The organism is Pseudomonas sp. ADAK13 (assembly GCF_012935715.1).
Classification (GTDB): Bacteria; Pseudomonadota; Gammaproteobacteria; order Pseudomonadales; family Pseudomonadaceae; genus Aquipseudomonas.
Genome location: NZ_CP052860.1, coordinates 3,527,436 through 3,545,072, shown reverse-complemented (window position 1 = coordinate 3,545,072; position 17,637 = coordinate 3,527,436). Strand labels below are relative to the sequence as shown.

At 59.7% G+C, this 17,637-nt stretch carries 14 protein-coding genes; all 14 read right to left on the bottom strand.

What is annotated here, in order from left to right; genetic code table 11:
- Positions 1–121 precede the first annotated feature (121 nt).
- Positions 122–1,441, bottom strand: coding sequence for a tRNA lysidine(34) synthetase TilS (gene tilS, locus HKK54_RS16345; protein WP_169387229.1), 1,320 nt, complete (start codon positions 1,439–1,441; stop codon positions 122–124).
- A gap of 175 nt (positions 1,442–1,616) precedes the next feature.
- Positions 1,617–2,564: an acetyl-CoA carboxylase carboxyltransferase subunit alpha gene (locus HKK54_RS16340; protein WP_169387228.1), complete on the bottom strand. Its 948-nt coding sequence runs from the start codon at positions 2,562–2,564 to the stop codon at positions 1,617–1,619.
- A gap of 139 nt (positions 2,565–2,703) precedes the next feature.
- A complete protein-coding gene (dnaE, locus tag HKK54_RS16335; protein WP_010176747.1) occupies positions 2,704–6,225 on the bottom strand; it encodes a DNA polymerase III subunit alpha in 3,522 nt (1,173 codons plus the stop codon).
- Between the two features lie 75 nt (positions 6,226–6,300).
- The gene (rnhB, locus tag HKK54_RS16330; protein ID WP_169387227.1) at positions 6,301–6,933 is read right to left on the bottom strand and encodes a ribonuclease HII; all 633 of its coding nucleotides are present in this window, start codon (positions 6,931–6,933) and stop codon (positions 6,301–6,303) included.
- Positions 6,930–8,069 (bottom strand): lipid-A-disaccharide synthase, encoded by a 1,140-nt coding sequence (gene lpxB / locus HKK54_RS16325; RefSeq protein WP_169387226.1) that lies wholly within the window; start codon positions 8,067–8,069, stop codon positions 6,930–6,932. The genes rnhB and lpxB overlap by 4 nt, the downstream gene beginning before the upstream one ends.
- A 2-nt stretch (positions 8,070–8,071) precedes the next feature.
- Entirely contained in the window at positions 8,072–8,848 is a 777-nt protein-coding gene (lpxA, locus tag HKK54_RS16320; protein ID WP_010176750.1) for an acyl-ACP--UDP-N-acetylglucosamine O-acyltransferase, read from the bottom strand.
- Complete coding sequence (gene fabZ / locus HKK54_RS16315; RefSeq protein ID WP_003219309.1) at positions 8,845–9,285, bottom strand: 3-hydroxyacyl-ACP dehydratase FabZ; 441 nt, start codon at positions 9,283–9,285, stop codon at positions 8,845–8,847. The genes lpxA and fabZ overlap by 4 nt, the downstream gene beginning before the upstream one ends.
- Positions 9,286–9,395: 110 nt before the next feature.
- The gene (gene lpxD, locus HKK54_RS16310) at positions 9,396–10,451 is read right to left on the bottom strand and encodes a UDP-3-O-(3-hydroxymyristoyl)glucosamine N-acyltransferase (RefSeq protein ID WP_010176751.1); all 1,056 of its coding nucleotides are present in this window, start codon (positions 10,449–10,451) and stop codon (positions 9,396–9,398) included.
- 3 nt (positions 10,452–10,454) lie between these two features.
- Positions 10,455–10,958, bottom strand: a complete 504-nt coding sequence (locus tag HKK54_RS16305; RefSeq protein WP_003219314.1) for an OmpH family outer membrane protein — start codon at positions 10,956–10,958, stop codon at positions 10,455–10,457.
- 45 nt (positions 10,959–11,003) lie between these two features.
- Positions 11,004–13,391: an outer membrane protein assembly factor BamA gene (bamA, locus tag HKK54_RS16300; RefSeq protein WP_010176752.1), complete on the bottom strand. Its 2,388-nt coding sequence runs from the start codon at positions 13,389–13,391 to the stop codon at positions 11,004–11,006.
- A 74-nt stretch (positions 13,392–13,465) separates the two neighbouring features.
- A complete protein-coding gene (gene rseP, locus HKK54_RS16295; RefSeq protein WP_010176753.1) occupies positions 13,466–14,818 on the bottom strand; it encodes a sigma E protease regulator RseP in 1,353 nt (450 codons plus the stop codon).
- A gap of 53 nt (positions 14,819–14,871) precedes the next feature.
- On the bottom strand, positions 14,872–16,062 hold the full coding sequence (gene ispC, locus HKK54_RS16290; protein ID WP_010176754.1) for a 1-deoxy-D-xylulose-5-phosphate reductoisomerase: 1,191 nt from the start codon (positions 16,060–16,062) through the stop codon (positions 14,872–14,874).
- Positions 16,059–16,865 carry a phosphatidate cytidylyltransferase gene (locus HKK54_RS16285; protein ID WP_010176755.1) on the bottom strand — a complete coding sequence of 269 codons (807 nt, stop codon included), beginning with the start codon at positions 16,863–16,865 and terminating at the stop codon, positions 16,059–16,061. The genes ispC and HKK54_RS16285 overlap by 4 nt, the downstream gene beginning before the upstream one ends.
- On the bottom strand, positions 16,865–17,620 hold the full coding sequence (gene uppS, locus HKK54_RS16280; RefSeq protein ID WP_003219323.1) for a polyprenyl diphosphate synthase: 756 nt from the start codon (positions 17,618–17,620) through the stop codon (positions 16,865–16,867). Before uppS ends, HKK54_RS16285 begins: the two co-directional genes overlap by 1 nt.
- Positions 17,621–17,637 lie beyond the last annotated feature (17 nt).

The following is a 17,637-nucleotide window of genomic DNA, read 5'->3' as shown; positions in this document are numbered from 1 at the left end:
TCGCTACACATTTTTTGGAATCGCCCAGCAAAGACTGCTTGGTAATCGGCAACTGCTGCGATTCAGGCGAATCCACAGAAGTTGTATCAAGAAGGGAGCGTAGTCTACCGGAAAGGCTCTATCAGCTCAAACCTTGATCGCAGGTTGGTGGCATCCAATGTAATTGCCAGCCGGCATGGCCTCCTGCCACAAGCCCCGGCAGGCTGGCCACGGCCAGCAATTGTTGGCCCTGATACAGCAGCGGCAATCTGCCACGGATGAAGCCTGGCACTGCACTTTCGTTAAGCAACCGCTTCAGGTCGCGCCGGCCCCTGCCTGGCAATTCCATGATTTCGCCGCCCTGGCGATAGCGGATGCTCAAGGGGCCTTCAGGTGCGTTGCCACTGAAATGCAGTTGGCCGTTACCGGGTAACTGTAGTGGGTTTTCGGGGTGTGACCAGCTCAGCGGCGCATCCAAAAATTCCGACCAACTGGTTGATAACCACCAGATGCGCCCGCCGCCGCGATGCAATTGGCCGTCGGCCAGGCGCCACAGAGGCTGCGCGTCTTCCTTGGCGTCGCGCAGGGTAGACCAGCCGGCCCAGTGCTCGCTGTCGGGCAAGCGTGTCAGCGGTGTCAGCCAGTGCATGAGTGCGTTGCGCTGGCGGGCCTCGGAGAGCGCGGCGAGTGGCTCAAGGGCCAGCGACGGCAACGCCAGCCAGGGAAATACCGAGGGTTGGCTGGCGGCCAGCAGGTCCATTTGCGCCAGTTCGTCGAGCAGCCCCTGGGCTTCGCTCAAGTGTTCAGCGCTACGGGCCATGGTGCTGACGGCCTGGGGCCACCGTTCGGTCAACTGCGGAAAAACATGGCGGCGCAGGTAATTGCGGGAGAAACGCGGATCAGCGTTCGACGGGTCTTCGATCCAGGTCAATTGATGTTCACGGGCGTAGGCTTCAAGCTCCGCGCGAGACACATCCAGCAAGGGTCGCACCAGATAGCCATCTGCCAAAGGGCGCTGCGCAGGCATTGCCGCCAGGCCACGCACGCCAGCCCCACGCAACAGCCGAAACAGTAAGGTTTCAGCCTGATCGTCACGGTGCTGGCCTGTGATCAGCAACTCCCCTGCCCCGGTGACCTCCGCAAACGCCTGATACCGCGCCTCACGGGCCGCGCGCTCCAGGCTTGCGCCTTGTTGCACTTGCACGCGGATCACCCGCAGAGGCACGCCCAAGGCGTCGCACACGGACTGGCAATGAGCCGGCCACGCATCAGCCGCAGCTTGCAACCCATGATGAACATGGATAGCGCTGAGTGGCGGGAGCTTGTCGATTTTGGCCAGCGTGGCCAGGAGGTGCAGCAGGACGGTGGAGTCGAGGCCGCCGGAGAAGGCGATGTGCCAGGCCGGGGCGTTGCGCCAGGGGGCGAGGATTTGCAGGAGCTTGGCGGGCAGAGTTGGTTTCATCGCAAAGTACCGCCGCAAAACTGGAACACGATAGCCAAGCATACACAAAACAAATGTGGGAGCCGGGCTTGCCCGCGATGCAGGCAACTCGGTTTATCTAGTGCACCGAGTTGATGCTATCGCAGGCAAGCCAGCTCCCACACAAGCCCGCTCCCACATTTAGTAAGGCGTCAGCTTAGAGGCCGTAGCTCATCAGTCGCTCGTAACGACGGGCCAGCAGTGCCTCGTTGTCGAACTTCTTGAGCATCGCCAGCTGCGAGCTGAGTTCGGCACGAATGGTCGCGGCAGCGGCAGCCGGGTCACGGTGGGCGCCGCCCAATGGCTCGGCAATCACTTTATCCACGATACCCAGGCCTTTCAGGCGATCAGCGGTGATGCCCATGGCTTCGGCAGCGTCCGGCGCTTTCTCAGCGGTTTTCCACAGGATCGAGGCGCAACCTTCCGGCGAGATCACCGCGTAGGTCGAATATTGCAGCATGTTCAGCTGGTCGCAGACGCCAATGGCCAATGCACCGCCGGAACCGCCTTCGCCGATCACCGTCGCGATGATTGGCGTCTTCAGGCGGGCCATCACCCGCAGGTTCCAGGCAATCGCTTCGCTCTGGTTGCGCTCTTCAGCGTCGATACCCGGGTAGGCGCCCGGGGTGTCGATGAAGGTCAGGATCGGCATCTTGAAGCGCTCGGCCATTTCCATCAGGCGGCAGGCCTTGCGATAGCCTTCGGGGCGCGGCATGCCGAAGTTGCGGCGAACTTTCTCGCGCACTTCACGGCCTTTCTGGTGACCGATCACCATGACAGGCTGGTCGTCCAGGCGGGCGATACCGCCCACGATGGCCGCGTCGTCGGAGAAATGACGGTCGCCGTGCAGCTCGTCGAACTCGGTGAAGATGTGCTCGATGTAGTCCAGGGTGTACAGACGGCGCGGGTGGCGGGCCAGGCGCGCGATCTGCCAGCTGGTCAGCTTGCCGAAGATGTCTTCGGTGAGCGTGCTGCTCTTGTCTTGCAGGCGAGCGATTTCATCGCCGATATTCAGCGAATTGTCATTGCCGACCAGGCGCAGCTCTTCGATCTTGGCTTGCAGGTCAGCGATCGGCTGTTCGAAATCAAGAAAATTCGGGTTCATAAGCGTCCGTCTTGGGTCGACGGCCAGGGAGTGCCTGGCCAGCCGGTTGTCTATTCGCGCCCTACCTTAAGGGAGAGGCGCGGTTAGGTCGAGATTAAATGTTCGGTCGAGATCAGGCGTTCTTTGTACGGCCTGACCGTCAACGGTATTGGAGGAAGACGTTGTCACGCCCGAACTGGTCACGCAATGCTTGAATCAAGCCATCGCCCGGGTCGATTCTCCAGGTCTCGCCGAACTGCAGCATGGCCTTGGCATCATTGCCGGTGTACTCCATGGTCACCGGGCACGCGCCACGATGACGCTTGAGCAAGTCCCCCAACCAGCGTAGCTGATCGCCTTTGAGCGCATCAGTGCGCACTTTCAGGCGCAGGCTCTCGGCCAGATTGGTGCGGGCATCTTCCATGCTCATCACGCGCTTGATCCGCAGGCGCAGGCCGCCGGAGAAGTCGTCGTTGCTGACTTCCCCTTCCACCACCACCATCGCGTCCGTCTGCAGCAGCGATTGGGCGGAGTGGAACGCATCGGCAAACAGCGATGCTTCGATCCGGCCCGAGCGGTCGTCGAGGGTGATGAAACCCATCTTGTCGCCCTTTTTGTTTTTCATCACCCGCAGGGCGATGATCATGCCCGCGACGGTCTGGGTATCCCGCGCCGGCTTCAGGTCGATGATGCGCTGACGGGCGAAGCGACGGATTTCGCCTTCGTACTCGTCAATCGGGTGACCGGTGAGGTACAGGCCCAAGGTGTCTTTCTCGCCCTTGAGGCGTTCCTTCAGGGTCAGGTCCTTGGCCTTGCGGTGGTTGGCGTAGACGTCGGCGTCCGCTTCGACGAACAGCCCGCCAAACAGGTCGGCGTGGCCACTGTCGTGGGTGCGGGCGGTCTGCTCGGCGGCCTTGATCGCTTCTTCCATGGCCGTCAGCAACACCGCACGGTTGCGGTCAATGTTAGCCTGGTAAGCCTTCGGCTCATCATGGAAGTGCGGGCCCAGGCGATCCAGGGCGCCGCTGCGGATCAAGCCATCAAGGGTCCGTTTGTTGATGCGTTTGAGGTCGACACGGGCGCAGAAATCGAACAGGTCCTTGAACGGCCCGTCCTGACGCGCTTCGGTAATCGCCTCCACCGGGCCTTCGCCCACGCCCTTGATCGCGCCAAGACCATAGATGATGCGGCCTTCGTCGTTCACCGTGAACTTGAACTCGGAAGTGTTCACGTCCGGCGCGTCGAGGCGCAGCTTCATGGTGCGCACTTCCTCGATCAAGGTCACGACCTTGTCGGTGTTGTGCATATCCGCAGACAGTACCGCCGCCATGAACGGCGCCGGGTAGTGAGCCTTCAGCCACGCGGTCTGGTACGAGACCAGGCCATAGGCGGCGGAGTGGGATTTGTTGAAGCCGTAACCGGCGAATTTCTCTACCAGGTCGAAGATGTTACCGGCCAGGTCAGCGTCGATGTTATTGGTGGCGCAACCTTCAATGAAACCGCCGCGCTGCTTGGCCATTTCCTCGGGCTTTTTCTTACCCATGGCCCGACGCAGCATGTCCGCGCCACCGAGGGTGTAACCGGCCATGACCTGGGCAATCTGCATCACCTGTTCTTGGTACAGGATGATGCCGTAGGTCGGTGCCAGTACTGGCTTGAGGCCTTCGTACTGGTAATCGGAGTGCGGGTAAGCCAGTTCGGCACGCCCGTGCTTACGGTTGATGAAGTCATCCACCATGCCCGATTGCAGCGGGCCCGGACGGAACAGGGCCACCAGTGCGATCAAGTCTTCCAGGCAGTCGGGCTTGAGCTTTTTGATCAGCTCTTTCATGCCGCGGGATTCAAGCTGGAACACGGCCGTGGTTTCGGCTTTTTGCAGCAGGCTGTAGGTCGGTTTGTCGTCCAGCGGGATAAACGCGATATCCAGCGGCGGCTCGTTGACCTTGGCGCGGTCGCGGTTGATGGTCTTCAGCGCCCAGTCGATGATCGTCAGGGTACGCAGGCCAAGGAAGTCGAACTTCACCAGGCCGGCCGCCTCCACGTCATCCTTGTCGAACTGGGTTACCAGGCCGTCGCCTTCTTCGTCGCAATAGATCGGCGAAAAGTCGGTCAGCTTGGTGGGCGCGATAACCACACCACCGGCGTGTTTACCGACGTTACGCACCACGCCTTCGAGTTTGCGTGCCATGTCCCAGATTTCGGCCGCTTCTTCATCGACCTTGATGAAGTCCCGCAGGATTTCTTCCTGCTCGTAGGCTTTTTCCAGGGTCATGCCGACTTCAAACGGAATCATCTTCGACAGGCGGTCAGCCAGGCCATAGGACTTGCCCTGCACCCGGGCCACGTCGCGGATTACCGCCTTGGCCGCCATCGAACCGAAAGTGATGATCTGGCTTACCGCATTGCGGCCGTACTTCTCGGCCACGTATTCGATTACCCGGTCGCGACCATCCATGCAGAAGTCGACGTCGAAGTCGGGCATCGATACCCGTTCCGGGTTAAGGAACCGTTCGAAGAGCAGGTCATATTCCAGCGGGTCGAGGTCGGTGATCTTCTGCACATAGGCCACCAGCGACCCGGCACCCGATCCACGGCCCGGTCCCACCGGCACGCCGTTGCTTTTGGCCCACTGGATAAAGTCCATAACGATCAGGAAGTAACCGGGGAACCCCATCTGGATGATGATATCCAGCTCGAAATTCAGCCGGTCGACGTAGACCTGGCGCTTGGCTTCGTAATCTTCGGTGGTGTCCTTGGGTAGCAGGACGCTCAGGCGTTCTTCCAGGCCGTCGAACGAGACCTTGCGGAAATACTCGTCGATGGTCATGCCATCGGGAATCGGGAAGTTGGGCAGGAAGTGCTTGCCCAGCTTTACTTCAATATTGCAGCGCTTGGCGATTTCAACGGAGTTTTCCAGGGCCTCGGGCAGGTCGCTGAACAACTCGGCCATTTCATCGGCGCTTTTGAGGTACTGCTCTTCGCTGTAGTTTTTCGAGCGGCGCGGATCATCCAGCGCTCGGCCTTCGCCAATGCAGACGCGGGTTTCGTGGGCCTCGAAGTCTTCCTTCTTGATAAAGCGCACATCGTTGGTCGCTACCAGCGGCGCGCCCAGCTTTTCAGCCAGGGCCACGGCGGCGTGCAACTGCTCTTCATCGTTAGGACGGTTGGTGCGCTGGATTTCCAGGTAGAAACGGTTGGGGAACACGTCCATCCATTCACGGGCGAGCACTTCCGCCTCGTGGGGATTGCCGCCCAACAGCGCGATGCCGATTTCACCCTCTTTGGCCGCCGAGAGCATGATCAGCCCTTCGCTGGCCTCGGCCACCCACTCGCGCTCGATGATGATCGAGCCGTTGCGCTGGCCATCGATAAAGCCACGGGAAATCAGTTCGGTGAGGTTGCGATAACCGACGCCGTTCATCGCCAACAGGCTGATGCGGCTCAATGGGTTATCCGGGTCCTTGTTCGACAGCCACAGGTCGGCGCCGCAGATCGGCTTGATGCCGGCGCCCATGGCGGCCTTGTAGAACTTGACCAGGGAGCACATGTTGTTCTGGTCGGTCACCGCCACGGCAGGCATGTTCATGCCCACCAGGGTTTTGACCAGCGGTTTGATCCGTACCAGGCCGTCGACCAGGGAGTATTCAGTGTGCAGGCGCAGGTGAACGAATGAAGCCGGCATAGTGATCCTGTCCAAAACGTGAAAACAACAAGGCCCGGATTGTACCGGGCCTTGGCAAAAACATCAGCCTTGCTGCTAAACCTCGATCAGGCTTTCCCGAGCCTCGTAAGCCTGGCGAACCGGGGCGAACGAGCGGCGGTGGATCGGGGTTGGCCCCAGGCGCGCCAAAGCTTCCAGATGAACGGGCGTCGGGTAGCCTTTGTGCCCGCCGATGCCGTAGCCAGGGTAGATCAATTCAAAAGCCGCCATTTCTCGGTCACGGCTGACCTTGGCCAGGATCGACGCAGCGGCAATTGCCGGCACCTTGCTGTCGCCCTTGACCACCGCTTCAGCCGGCATCGTCAGCTTGGGGCAGCGGTTGCCGTCGATCATCGCCATTTTTGGCGTGATGTGCAGGCCTTCAATGGCACGCTGCATGGCCAGCATGGTGGCGTGCAGGATGTTCAGTTTGTCGATTTCCTCGACTTCGGCCCGGGCGATGTGCCAGCTCAGGGCCTTCTCACAGATCTCGTCAAAGAGTTTTTCGCGACGGGCTTCGGTGAGTTTCTTCGAATCGTTGAGGCCGAGGATCGGGCGGTTCGGATCGAGGATTACGGCTGCGGTGACGACCGCGCCACACAGTGGGCCACGGCCCACTTCGTCGACGCCGGCTACCAGATCAAGGGCATCAGCGACCAGGCTGAAATCCAGGCCCATTTGCGTCTTCATAGGGCTTCCTGTTTTTGGCCGATCAAGGTCAGCACAGCATCCGCCGCCTGATTCGACGCATCACGGCGCAAGGTGCGGTGAATCTCGTCAAACCCACGGGTCTGCTCTTCGCCACCGTCGATCAACGGGAAAAGAGTGCGAGCCAAGGTTTCAGGCGTCGCATCGTCCTGCAACAACTCGGGCACCAGCAGACGCTGGGCCAGCAAATTGGGCAGGGAGATGTAGGGACTTTTGACCATCCGCTTGAGAATCCAGTAGGTCAGCGGCGCCAGACGATAAGCCACGACCATCGGGCGCTTGTAGAGCAAGGCCTCCAGGGTCGCGGTACCGGAAGCGATCAGCACCGCATCACACGCAGCCAGGGCCAGATGCGAGCCCCCGTCGAGCAGGGTCAACGGCAAATTGCGCCCTACCATCAATTCTTCAATTTGCGCACGGCGCTGAGGGCTCGCGCACGGCAATACGAAGCGCACGCCCGGCTTCAGGGCTTGCAGGCGTTCTGCGGCATCAAAAAACAGCGCACCGAGACGCCCCACTTCACCGCCCCGACTGCCCGGCATCAAGGCCACCAACGGCCCCTCAGGCAAGCCCAGTTCGGCACGAGCCGCCGCACGGTCGGCCTGGAGCGGAATGGTGTCGGCCAGGGTGTGGCCGACAAACCGCACCGGCACGCCCTTCTCTTCGTAGAACCGGGCCTCGAACGGCAGCAGGGTCAGCATCAGATCGCAGCCTTCACGAATCTTCAGCACGCGCTTTTGCCGCCATGCCCATACGGAGGGGCTGACGTAGTGCACGGTTTTGATCCCGGCCTGACGCAACTTGAGTTCGATATTGAGGGTGAAGTCCGGCGCGTCGATTCCGATGAAGACGTCAGGCTTTTCTTCGATCAGGGTCTGGATCAGCTTTTTGCGGCGGGCCAGCAGCTCGCGCAAACGGCCCAGCACTTCTACCAGCCCCATGACCGACAAGCGCTCCATGGGAAAGTAGGACGTGAGGCCTTCAGCCTGCATCAGCGGACCACCGACACCGATGAATTCAACCGCCGGATGCTGAACCTTGAGGGCTCGCATCAGGCCTGCACCGAGAATATCGCCGGAAGCTTCTCCGGCCACCAACGCTATACGCAGCTTGGCCATGATCAGCGGGTGATGCCGCGAGTCGACGACTGGATCGAGTCACGGAATGTCGCAACTTCCGGAAAGAGTGCGGCGGGCTCCGTCAGTTCGATCAAGGCCTGGTCAACCGTCAGCCCCTGGCGGTAAACCACTTTATAGGCACGGCGCAGGGCGTGGATCGCGTCTTCGCTGAAGCCCCGACGGCGCATGCCCTCGAAGTTCATGCTGCGGGCTTCGGCGGGGTTGCCAAATACCGTTACGAACGCCGGAACGTCTTTGCCGATGGCGGTACCCATGCCGGAAAAGCTGTGGGCACCGATATGGCAATATTGATGGACCAGGGTGAAGCCGGACAGGATCGCCCAATCGTCAACGTGCACGTGGCCGGCCAACGCGGTGTTGTTGACCAGGATGCAATGGTTGCCAATCACGCTGTCATGACCGATGTGCGCATAGGCCATCACCAGGTTGTGATCACCCAGAGTGGTCTCGGCGCGGTCCTGAACGGTACCGCGGTGAATGGTCACGCCTTCACGGATGATGTTGTGATCACCGATTACCAGGCGCGTTTCTTCACCCTTGTACTTCATGTCCGGGGTGTCTTCGCCTATCGATGAAAACTGATAGATGCGGTTGTGTTTGCCAATCCGCGTCGGGCCTTTGAGGATCACATGTGGCCCGATGACTGTCCCCTCGCCGATTTCCACACCTGCGCCGACGATCGACCAGGGGCCGACCTCAACGTCGGCGGCCAGTACGGCCGTCGGATCGATGATTGCGCGAGGGTCAATCAAACTCATAGTTTGCGTTCCGCACAGATGATTTCAGCCGAGCACACCGGCTTGCCATCGACCGAAGCCTGGCATTCGAACTTCCAGATCTGGCGCTTGCAGCTGATGAACTTGGCTTCCAGGATCAACTGATCGCCCGGAGTGACCGGGTTGCGGAAGCGCAGTTTGTCGGAGCCCACGAAATAGTAGAGCGTGCCATCGGCAGGCTTCAGGTCGAGCATTTTGAAACCAAGGATACCGGCAGCCTGGGCCATCGCTTCAATGATCAACACGCCCGGCATGATCGGATGCGCAGGGAAGTGACCGTTGAAGAACGGTTCGTTGATGCTGACATTCTTGTAGGCACGAATGCGCTTTTCCTCAACATTGAGGTCCGTCACCCGGTCCACCAGCAGGAACGGGTAACGGTGAGGCAGGTATTCGCGAATCTCGTTGATGTCCATCATTTCGGGGGGAAGCCTGTAATAAAGATTGGGAGCGTGCGGACTAAGGCACGCCCCTCTAGCAAATCAAGGAGGCAGTCTAGCGGCTGTGCACACTTGATATGGAAATGGTATCAGCCATCTGATGAAGCATTACCGCCAGGGGTCACGTCCCCAACACGCTTTTCCAGATGTTTCAGGCGCCGAGCGATATCGTCGAGCTGCCTCAGACGTGCCGCGCTCTTGCGCCATTCGGCCGCAGGCTGCATGGCCGTACCGGATGAGTAGGACCCAGGTTCGGTAATCGAATGGGTCACCATGGTCATGCCGGTAATGAATACGTTGTCGCACACTTCGATATGGCCCACCAGGCCAACACCGCCGGCGAGCATGCAATGCTTGCCAATCTTGGTGCTGCCGGATATCCCCACGCACGCGGCCATGGCGGTGTGATCGCCAATCTGCACGTTGTGGGCGATCTGAATCTGGTTATCCAGTTTCACGCCGTTACCAATGACGGTATCGGCCAGGGCACCGCGGTCAACAGCCGTATTGACGCCAATTTCAACGTCGTCGCCGATCAACACGCCGCCCACCTGAGCAATCTTGTGCCACACGCCCTTCGAGTTGGCGAAGCCGAAGCCCTCGCCACCGATCACGGCGCCCGACTGAATCACGACACGTTCGCCAATACGCACATCGTGGTACAGGGTCACGCGCGGAGCCAGCCAACCACCGGCACCCACCTCACTGCGGGCACCGATAAAGCACTGCGCGCCGATCGTCACGCCCGCACCGATGCGCGCACCACTTTCGATCACCACAAAAGCACCGATGCTCGCAGCAGGGTCGACCTGCGCATCATCGGCGATCACCGCAGTCGGATGGATACCGGCAGCAGCCTTGGGTTTTGGATCAAACAGGTGCGACGCCCTGGCGTATGCCAGGTACGGGTCGGCAACAACCAGCGCATCCCCGGTAAACCCTTCGGCATCAGCGGCCTTCAGCAACACAGCTGCGGCGCGGCTGTCGCCCAGGTATTTACGGTATTGCGGGTTTGCCAGGAAGCTCAACTGAGCTGGGCCAGCCTCCTGCAAGGTGGCTAGCCCAGTAATTTCCTTCTCCGGGGAGCCACGTAAGGTGGCCCCCAGGAACTCGGCCAATTGGCCGAGCTTGATAGTCGCAGTCATGGCTTACTTCAGCTGATTCATGCGCTCGATCACCTGACGGGTGATGTCGTACTGAGGTTTAACGTCGATGACGGCGCCGCGTTCGAACACCAGGTCAAAGGCACCTTTCTTGATGACTTCTTCCACGGCGCTGTCGAGTTTCGGCTTGAGCTGCTTGAGCATTTCACGGTCAGCAACAGCCTTGGCTTCGTTCAGCTCCTTGGACTGGAACTGGTAGTCACGGGCCTTTTGCTTGAATTCAAGCTCCAGACGCTCGCGCTCGCCTTGCTGCATCTTGTCGCCACCGGCTACCAGACGGTCCTGGATACCTTTGGCACTGCTTTCCAGAGTCTTGAGCTTGGTCAGTTGAGGACCGAACTTCTTCTCTGCGTCCACGGCATATTTCTTGGCCGCATCGGATTCCAGCAGGGCCATCTGATAGTTCAGAACAGCAATCTTCATTTCGGCAAAGGCCGGGGTCGCTACCAGGACTGTCGCCAGGAGAACCAATTGAGTCAACTTACGCACGATGTACTCCTACAGAATCCGTTGTCGTTATCTTGGGTCAGACGCTTAGAACGTCTGGCCGAGGGAGAATTGGAAAATCTGGGTTTCAGCGTTATCCGGTTTCTTGATCGGCATGGCCAGAGCAAAGCTCAACGGGCCCAGCGCCGTCACCCAGGTCACGCCCACACCGACAGAGCTTGCCAGGTTGCTCAGACTTACGTCGTTGCACTGCGTGTTGGACTTCGAGCCATTGGGGTTGGTGACCTGTTCGCACTTGGAGTCGAACACGTTACCCACATCCCAGAAGACCGAAGTACGCAGGGAACGCTGATCTTTCACGAATGGCAGCGGGAACAGGATCTCCGCACCACCCTGGATCAGAACGTTACCACCGAATGGCAGCGGGTCGTTGTCCGAGTCAGCCACGGTACCTTGGTTACCGGTCACACCCACGCCACGGCTTGGGGTACCACGAGGACCCAGGGTGCTGTCCTTGAAGCCACGTACCGAGTTGAAACCACCAGCATAGTAGTTCTCATAGAACGGCAAGCCGCTGGTCGAACCATAACCATCGCCGTAACCCAGTTCGGTGTGCAGGCGCATGGTGTAGTTCTCGCTCAATGGCTGGAACAACTGGCCACGGTAGTCGAGCTTGAAGAACGACAGGTCGCTGCCCGGCGTGGTTGCTTCCAGAGTCAGGCTCTGGGAGTGGCCACGGGTTGCGAGTACGCCTTTGTTCAGGGTCGATTCCGACCAGCCGGCCGAAGCCTTGAAGTTCAGGAACTGGTCACCTTCTTTACGCACGAAGTTGAAGATCTCATCCACGGTGTACACACCGGTCTTGATCTTGTCTTGTTGCGCGGTCAGGCCGAAGGTCAGACGCGACGTCTCACTGATCGGGTAACCAATGTTGGCGCCAACACCCAGGCTGTCGATTGCATAGCTTGCAACGTCGACGTCGAGGTCTTTGTAGTCGGTTGTGCGGTAGAAGGCGTTGTAGCCCAGGCTCACACCGTCAGCAGTCCAGTAGGGGTCGACATAACCGAAGTTATAGCGGCTCTGGTATTCGCTTCGGGTCAGGCCGATGGAAACCTTGTTACCGGTACCGAGGAAGTTGTTCTGGGTGATCGAACCACCGAGGATCAGACCGGCACTCTGGGCGAAACCGACACTCGCGGTAATCGAACCGGAAGCCTGCTCTTCTACGGCGTAGTTCACGTCAACCTGGTCATCCACACCCGGTACAGCCGGGGTCTCGACGTTGACTTCCTTGAAGAAGCCCAGACGCTCAAGGCGAACCTTGGACTGGTCGATCAGGTAAGTCGACGCCCAGCCACCTTCCATCTGACGCATTTCACGGCGCAGCACTTCGTCAGCAGACTTGGTGTTGCCACGGAAGTTGATGCGGTTCACGTAGGCACGCTTGCCCGGATCGACGACGAAGGTGATGTCCACGGTGTGGTCTTCATCGTGCGGGGTCGGTACGCCGTTGACGTTGGCGAAGGTATAGCCTTCGTTACCCAGGCGACGGGTGATCAGCTCGGACGTGGTGGTCATCAGCTTACGCGAGAACACCTGGTCTTTCTGCACCAGCAACAGGGACTTGACCTGGTCTTCAGGCACTTTCAAGTCACCGCTGAGCTTGACGTCACGAACCTTGTACTTCTCGCCTTCATTGACGTTGACAGTGATATAGACGTGCTTCTTGTCCGGGGTGATGGACACCTGGGTCGAAGCGATATCCATGTTGATATAGCCACGGTCCAGGTAGTAGGAACGCAGACGCTCCAGGTCACCGGACAGTTTTTCGCGGGCGTACTTGTCATCGTTCTTGAAGAACGACAGCCAGTTGGTGGTCTTGAGTTCGAACAGGTCGATCAGGTCGTCATCAGCGAACTTGGTGTTACCCACCACGTTGATGTGCTGGATGGCCGCCACGGTACCTTCATTGATATTGACCTTCAGGCCAACGCGGTTACGCGGCTGCGGGACCACTTCAGTCTCGACGGTGGCCGAGTAACGACCCTGGGCAACGTACTGACGTTGCAGCTCGTTACGCACGCCTTCAAGGGTGGCACGCTGGAAGATCTCGCCTTCGGCAAGGCCGGATTGCTTGAGACCTTTCATCAAGTCTTCAGTAGAGATCGCCTTGTTGCCTTCGATCTCGATACTGGCGACAGAAGGCCGCTCGACGACAGTGATGACGAGGACGTTGCCTTCACGACCCAGTTGGATATCTTGAAAGAACCCGGTTTTGAACAGCGCACGAGTGGATTCCACCAGGCGACGGTCATCAGCCTGTTCCCCGACGTTCAACGGCAAGGCACCAAAGACGCTACCCGCGGAAACCCGCTGGAGGCCGTTGACGCGAATATCGGAGATGGTGAAGGACTCGGCGTGAACTTCGGCGATCATCAATACGGTGAGAACCGCAGTTAGCAGCAGACGTTTCATGAAGTCCTTTCTTATTCCAACTGGCAATAAACAAACTGCCGCAAAATGCGGCAGATTCGCAATTCAGCGAAGCGTTACAGTCGTCCCAGATCGTTGACCAGGGCTAACAACATCACCCCGACCACCAAACTGATACCGATCTGTATCCCCCAACCCTGCACCCGATCCGACAAGGGGCGACCACGCGCCCACTCGACCAGATAAAACAACAGATGCCCCCCATCCAATACTGGAATGGGCAACAAATTCAGAACCCCAAGGCTAATACTCAGATAAGCCAGGAAATTCAGGAAATCTACAACGCCCGACTGGGCAGAAGCGCCCGCCACTTTAGCAATGGTTATCGGTCCACTCAAGTTTTTTACCGAGAGCTCGCCGAACAACATTTTCTTGAGGGAATCGAGGGTCAGCACACTCATGGTCCAGGTGCGTCTCGCACCCTCGCCAATTGCCGCCAACGGTCCGAAACTGACCTCTCGCACCATCGAAGGTGGCCACTCGACACCTTTGACCCCGGCGCCCAGGTAACCCCCGGCCGCCTTGGCTTCCCCGCGAACGGCCAGGGTTACGGGGACGTCGATTTGAGCACCATCGCGCTCGACTTTCAGCACAATTTTGGTATCAGGGCGTACACGCACCAGGTCGACCACTTGCTGCCAGTCGTTCAGTGCCTGGCCATCAAGCGCCAGCAGGCGGTCACCGGTTTTCAGACCTGCGGCCTGGGCCGGCCCCTTCGGATCCAGCTCTGCCAGTACCGGCGGCAAGGCCGGGCGCCATGGACGAATACCCAGGGATTTGATCGGATCAGGCTCATCGGAGCCCTTCAGCCAGTGATCCAGGGTCAGCTCGCGCGGCGTTTCAGCGGTGGAGTCCTGCTCACGCACCACCAGTTTCACGATGCCGCTTTCACCCAGACGACGCACCAACTGCAAATTGACCGCGCCCCACCCTGTGGTTGGCTCGCCATCAACTGCAACAATTTCCTGCCCGGCGGTCAGGCCAGCCTTGGCCGCCATGCTGTCCGGCTCGACGGCACCAATGACCGGACGCACCTGCTGGCTGCCCAGCATGGCCAGGACCCAGAAGAACACCATGGCCAACAGAAAGTTGGCGATCGGACCTGCTGCGACGATGGCAATGCGCTGACGGACGGTCTTGCGATTAAAGGATTGATCCAACTGATCAGCCGGCACTTCGCCTTCGCGCTCATCGAGCATCTTGACGTAGCCACCCAACGGAATGGCCGCGATCACAAACTCGGTGCCGCGACGGTCGTGCCAGCGCAGCAAGGGCATGCCGAAGCCTACGGAAAAGCGCAGTACCTTGACGCCGCAACGACGCGCGACCCAGAAATGGCCGAACTCGTGGAAGGTAACCAGCACACCCAGAGCAACCAGGGTGCCGACAATCATGTAGAGCGCACTCATCTAATTTCTCCGCATCTCAATCCAGTCCCTGAAGGCTCAAACACGCCCAAAGGCTAACGCGTATTGCGGTTCAACCATTGCCCGGTCAAGGCCCGGGCCTTTGCATCAGCCTCGAACACCGCGCCCAGATCATTCACGGCAACCACAGGTTCAAGGTTCAAAACGTCTTCGATGATACTCGCGATCTGCGGAAAACGGATGCGCCGTTCAAGAAACGCCGCCACCGCCACTTCGTTCGCCGCATTCAGCATCGCCGGCGCGCTGTTACCCGCCTCTGCCGCCTGCCGCGCCAGGCGCAGACAAGGAAACCGCTGCTCGTCGGGGGCTTCGAAATCCAGACGGGCGATGGCAAATAGATCCAGCGGCGCAACACCCGAGTCAATTCGCTCCGGCCAGGCCAGGGCATTGGCGATCGGCGTGCGCATGTCCGGGTTACCCAACTGGGCCAACACCGAGCCATCCACGTAGTCCACCAGGGAATGAATCACACTTTGCGGGTGTATCACCACCTCGACCTGATCCGGCCGGGCATCGAACAGCCAGCATGCCTCGATCAACTCCAGGCCCTTGTTCATCATGCTCGCCGAGTCCACCGAGATCTTGCGACCCATGGACCAGTTCGGATGCGCGCACGCCTGATCAGGGGAAACATGTTCCAGGTCGGCCAGCGGTGTCTGCCGGAACGGACCGCCAGAGGCTGTCAGCAGAATCCGACGCACCCCAACCTGGCTCAACCCACGCGCAAAATCACCGGGCATGCACTGGAAAATCGCATTGTGTTCGCTGTCCAGCGGCAACAGCACGGCGCCGCTCTTGCGCACCGCCTGCATAAAGAGCGCACCGGACATTACCAGGGCTTCTTTATTGGCCAGCAGAATCTTCTTGCCCGCATCAACGGCGGCCAGCGTCGGACGCAAGCCGGCAGCGCCGACAATTGCCGCGACTACGGTGTCGACATCAGGGTCAGCCGACACCTGGCACAACCCCTCCTCCCCCACCAACACCCGGGTTGCCAGGCCCGCAGCGCGCAGGTCGTCCTGCAAGCCACGCGCTGCTGCCGCTTCGGGCACGACTGCATATTGCGGAGCGTGGCGCACACACAATGCCAGCAGCTCGCTCAGGCGACTGAACCCGGTCAATGCGAATACTTGATAACGCTCGGGATGACGGCCAATGACATCGAGGGTGCTTAGCCCCACCGAGCCGGTAGCGCCCAGCACGGTGACCTGTTGCAGGCGGCTCACGAGGCAGCCATCCACAGCAGCACGGCAAAGATCGGGATCGCAGCCGTCAGGCTGTCGATACGGTCGAGCACGCCACCGTGACCCGGCAGCAGGTTACTGCTGTCCTTGATCCCGGCCTGGCGCTTGAACATGCTTTCGGTCAGGTCACCGACCACCGAGATGAACACGACCACGGCCGCACCCACCAGGGACAAGAGCATTTCCTTGGCGGTCCAGCCACGCACCACGCCGACTACAACGGTAATCACCAGGGTCAATGCCAGGCCGCCATACACGCCCTCCCAGCTTTTGCCCGGGCTGACAGCCGGCGCCAACTTGCGCTTGCCGAAAGCACGGCCGGAGAAGTAGGCACCGATATCGGCGCCCCACACCAGCACCATCACCGCCATGATCAGCCAGTTACCCAGCTGCATGTGCTTGATGTAGACCAGGCCTTGCCAGGCGGGCAGCAGAATCAAAAGGCCGATCACCAGCTTGCAGGCGACACTGGACCAGTGGCTGCTGGAGCCAGGAAAAGTCAGCACCAAATAGGTCGCCAACGCCCACCACAACACCGCCGCCCCCAACACCCAAGGCGCTACGTCCGGCAGGATGTACATCAGGAACATCAACAGCGCCACAACTGCGGCGTACACCACACGCGGCAACTGCGCAGCAAAACCCGCCAGGCGAGCCCATTCCCAGGCACCCAGCGTCACGACCAGGCCGATGAACAGCGCGAAATTCGCCCCTTCAAGCAGGAAAAACCCGCACAGGGCAATAGGCAGCAGGATCAGCGCCGTGATGATTCGTTGTTTAAGCATTAAACCCGGGCTCCAGCTTCGATCTGCTCGCTCGTTTTACCGAAACGACGCTGACGGGAAGCGAAATCGGCCAGCGCATTGCGCATGGCATCGTGTTTGAAGTCCGGCCAGAACAGGTCGGAGAAGTACAATTCGGTATAGGCCAACTGCCACAACAGGAAGTTGCTGATGCGGTGGTCGCCACCGGTACGAATGCACAGGTCGGGCAACGGCAGGTCGCCGGTCACCAGACAGGTTTGCAACAGCTCGGGCGTGATGTCTTCCGGACGCAAATGACCGGCCTGTACTTCCCGCGCCAGACGCTGCGCAGCCTGGGCGATATCCCATTGGCCACCGTAGTTGGCTGCAATTTGCAGCACAAAACGGTTGCTGCCGGCAGTAATCGCCTCGGCTTCACGCATCGCCGCCTGCAGCTCGGGATGGAACCGCGAGCGGTCACCAATGATGCGCAGGCTGATGTTGTTCTCGTTCAGGCGCTTGGCCTCACGACGCAGGGCCTTGAAAAACAGGTCCATCAAGGCACTGACTTCCTCGGCCGGGCGCTGCCAGTTTTCACTGGAGAACGCGAACAGGGTCAACACTTCGACCTTGGCCTCGGCACACACCTCGATCACGGCACGTACAGCATCGACACCCGCTTTATGCCCGGCAACACCCGGCATAAAGCGCTTCTTCGCCCAGCGATTATTCCCGTCCATGATGATCGCGACATGGCGCGGCACCACGGAGGGCACAGTCTGCTTGGTCTTTTCCATGAAGGCGTCCTGACCCT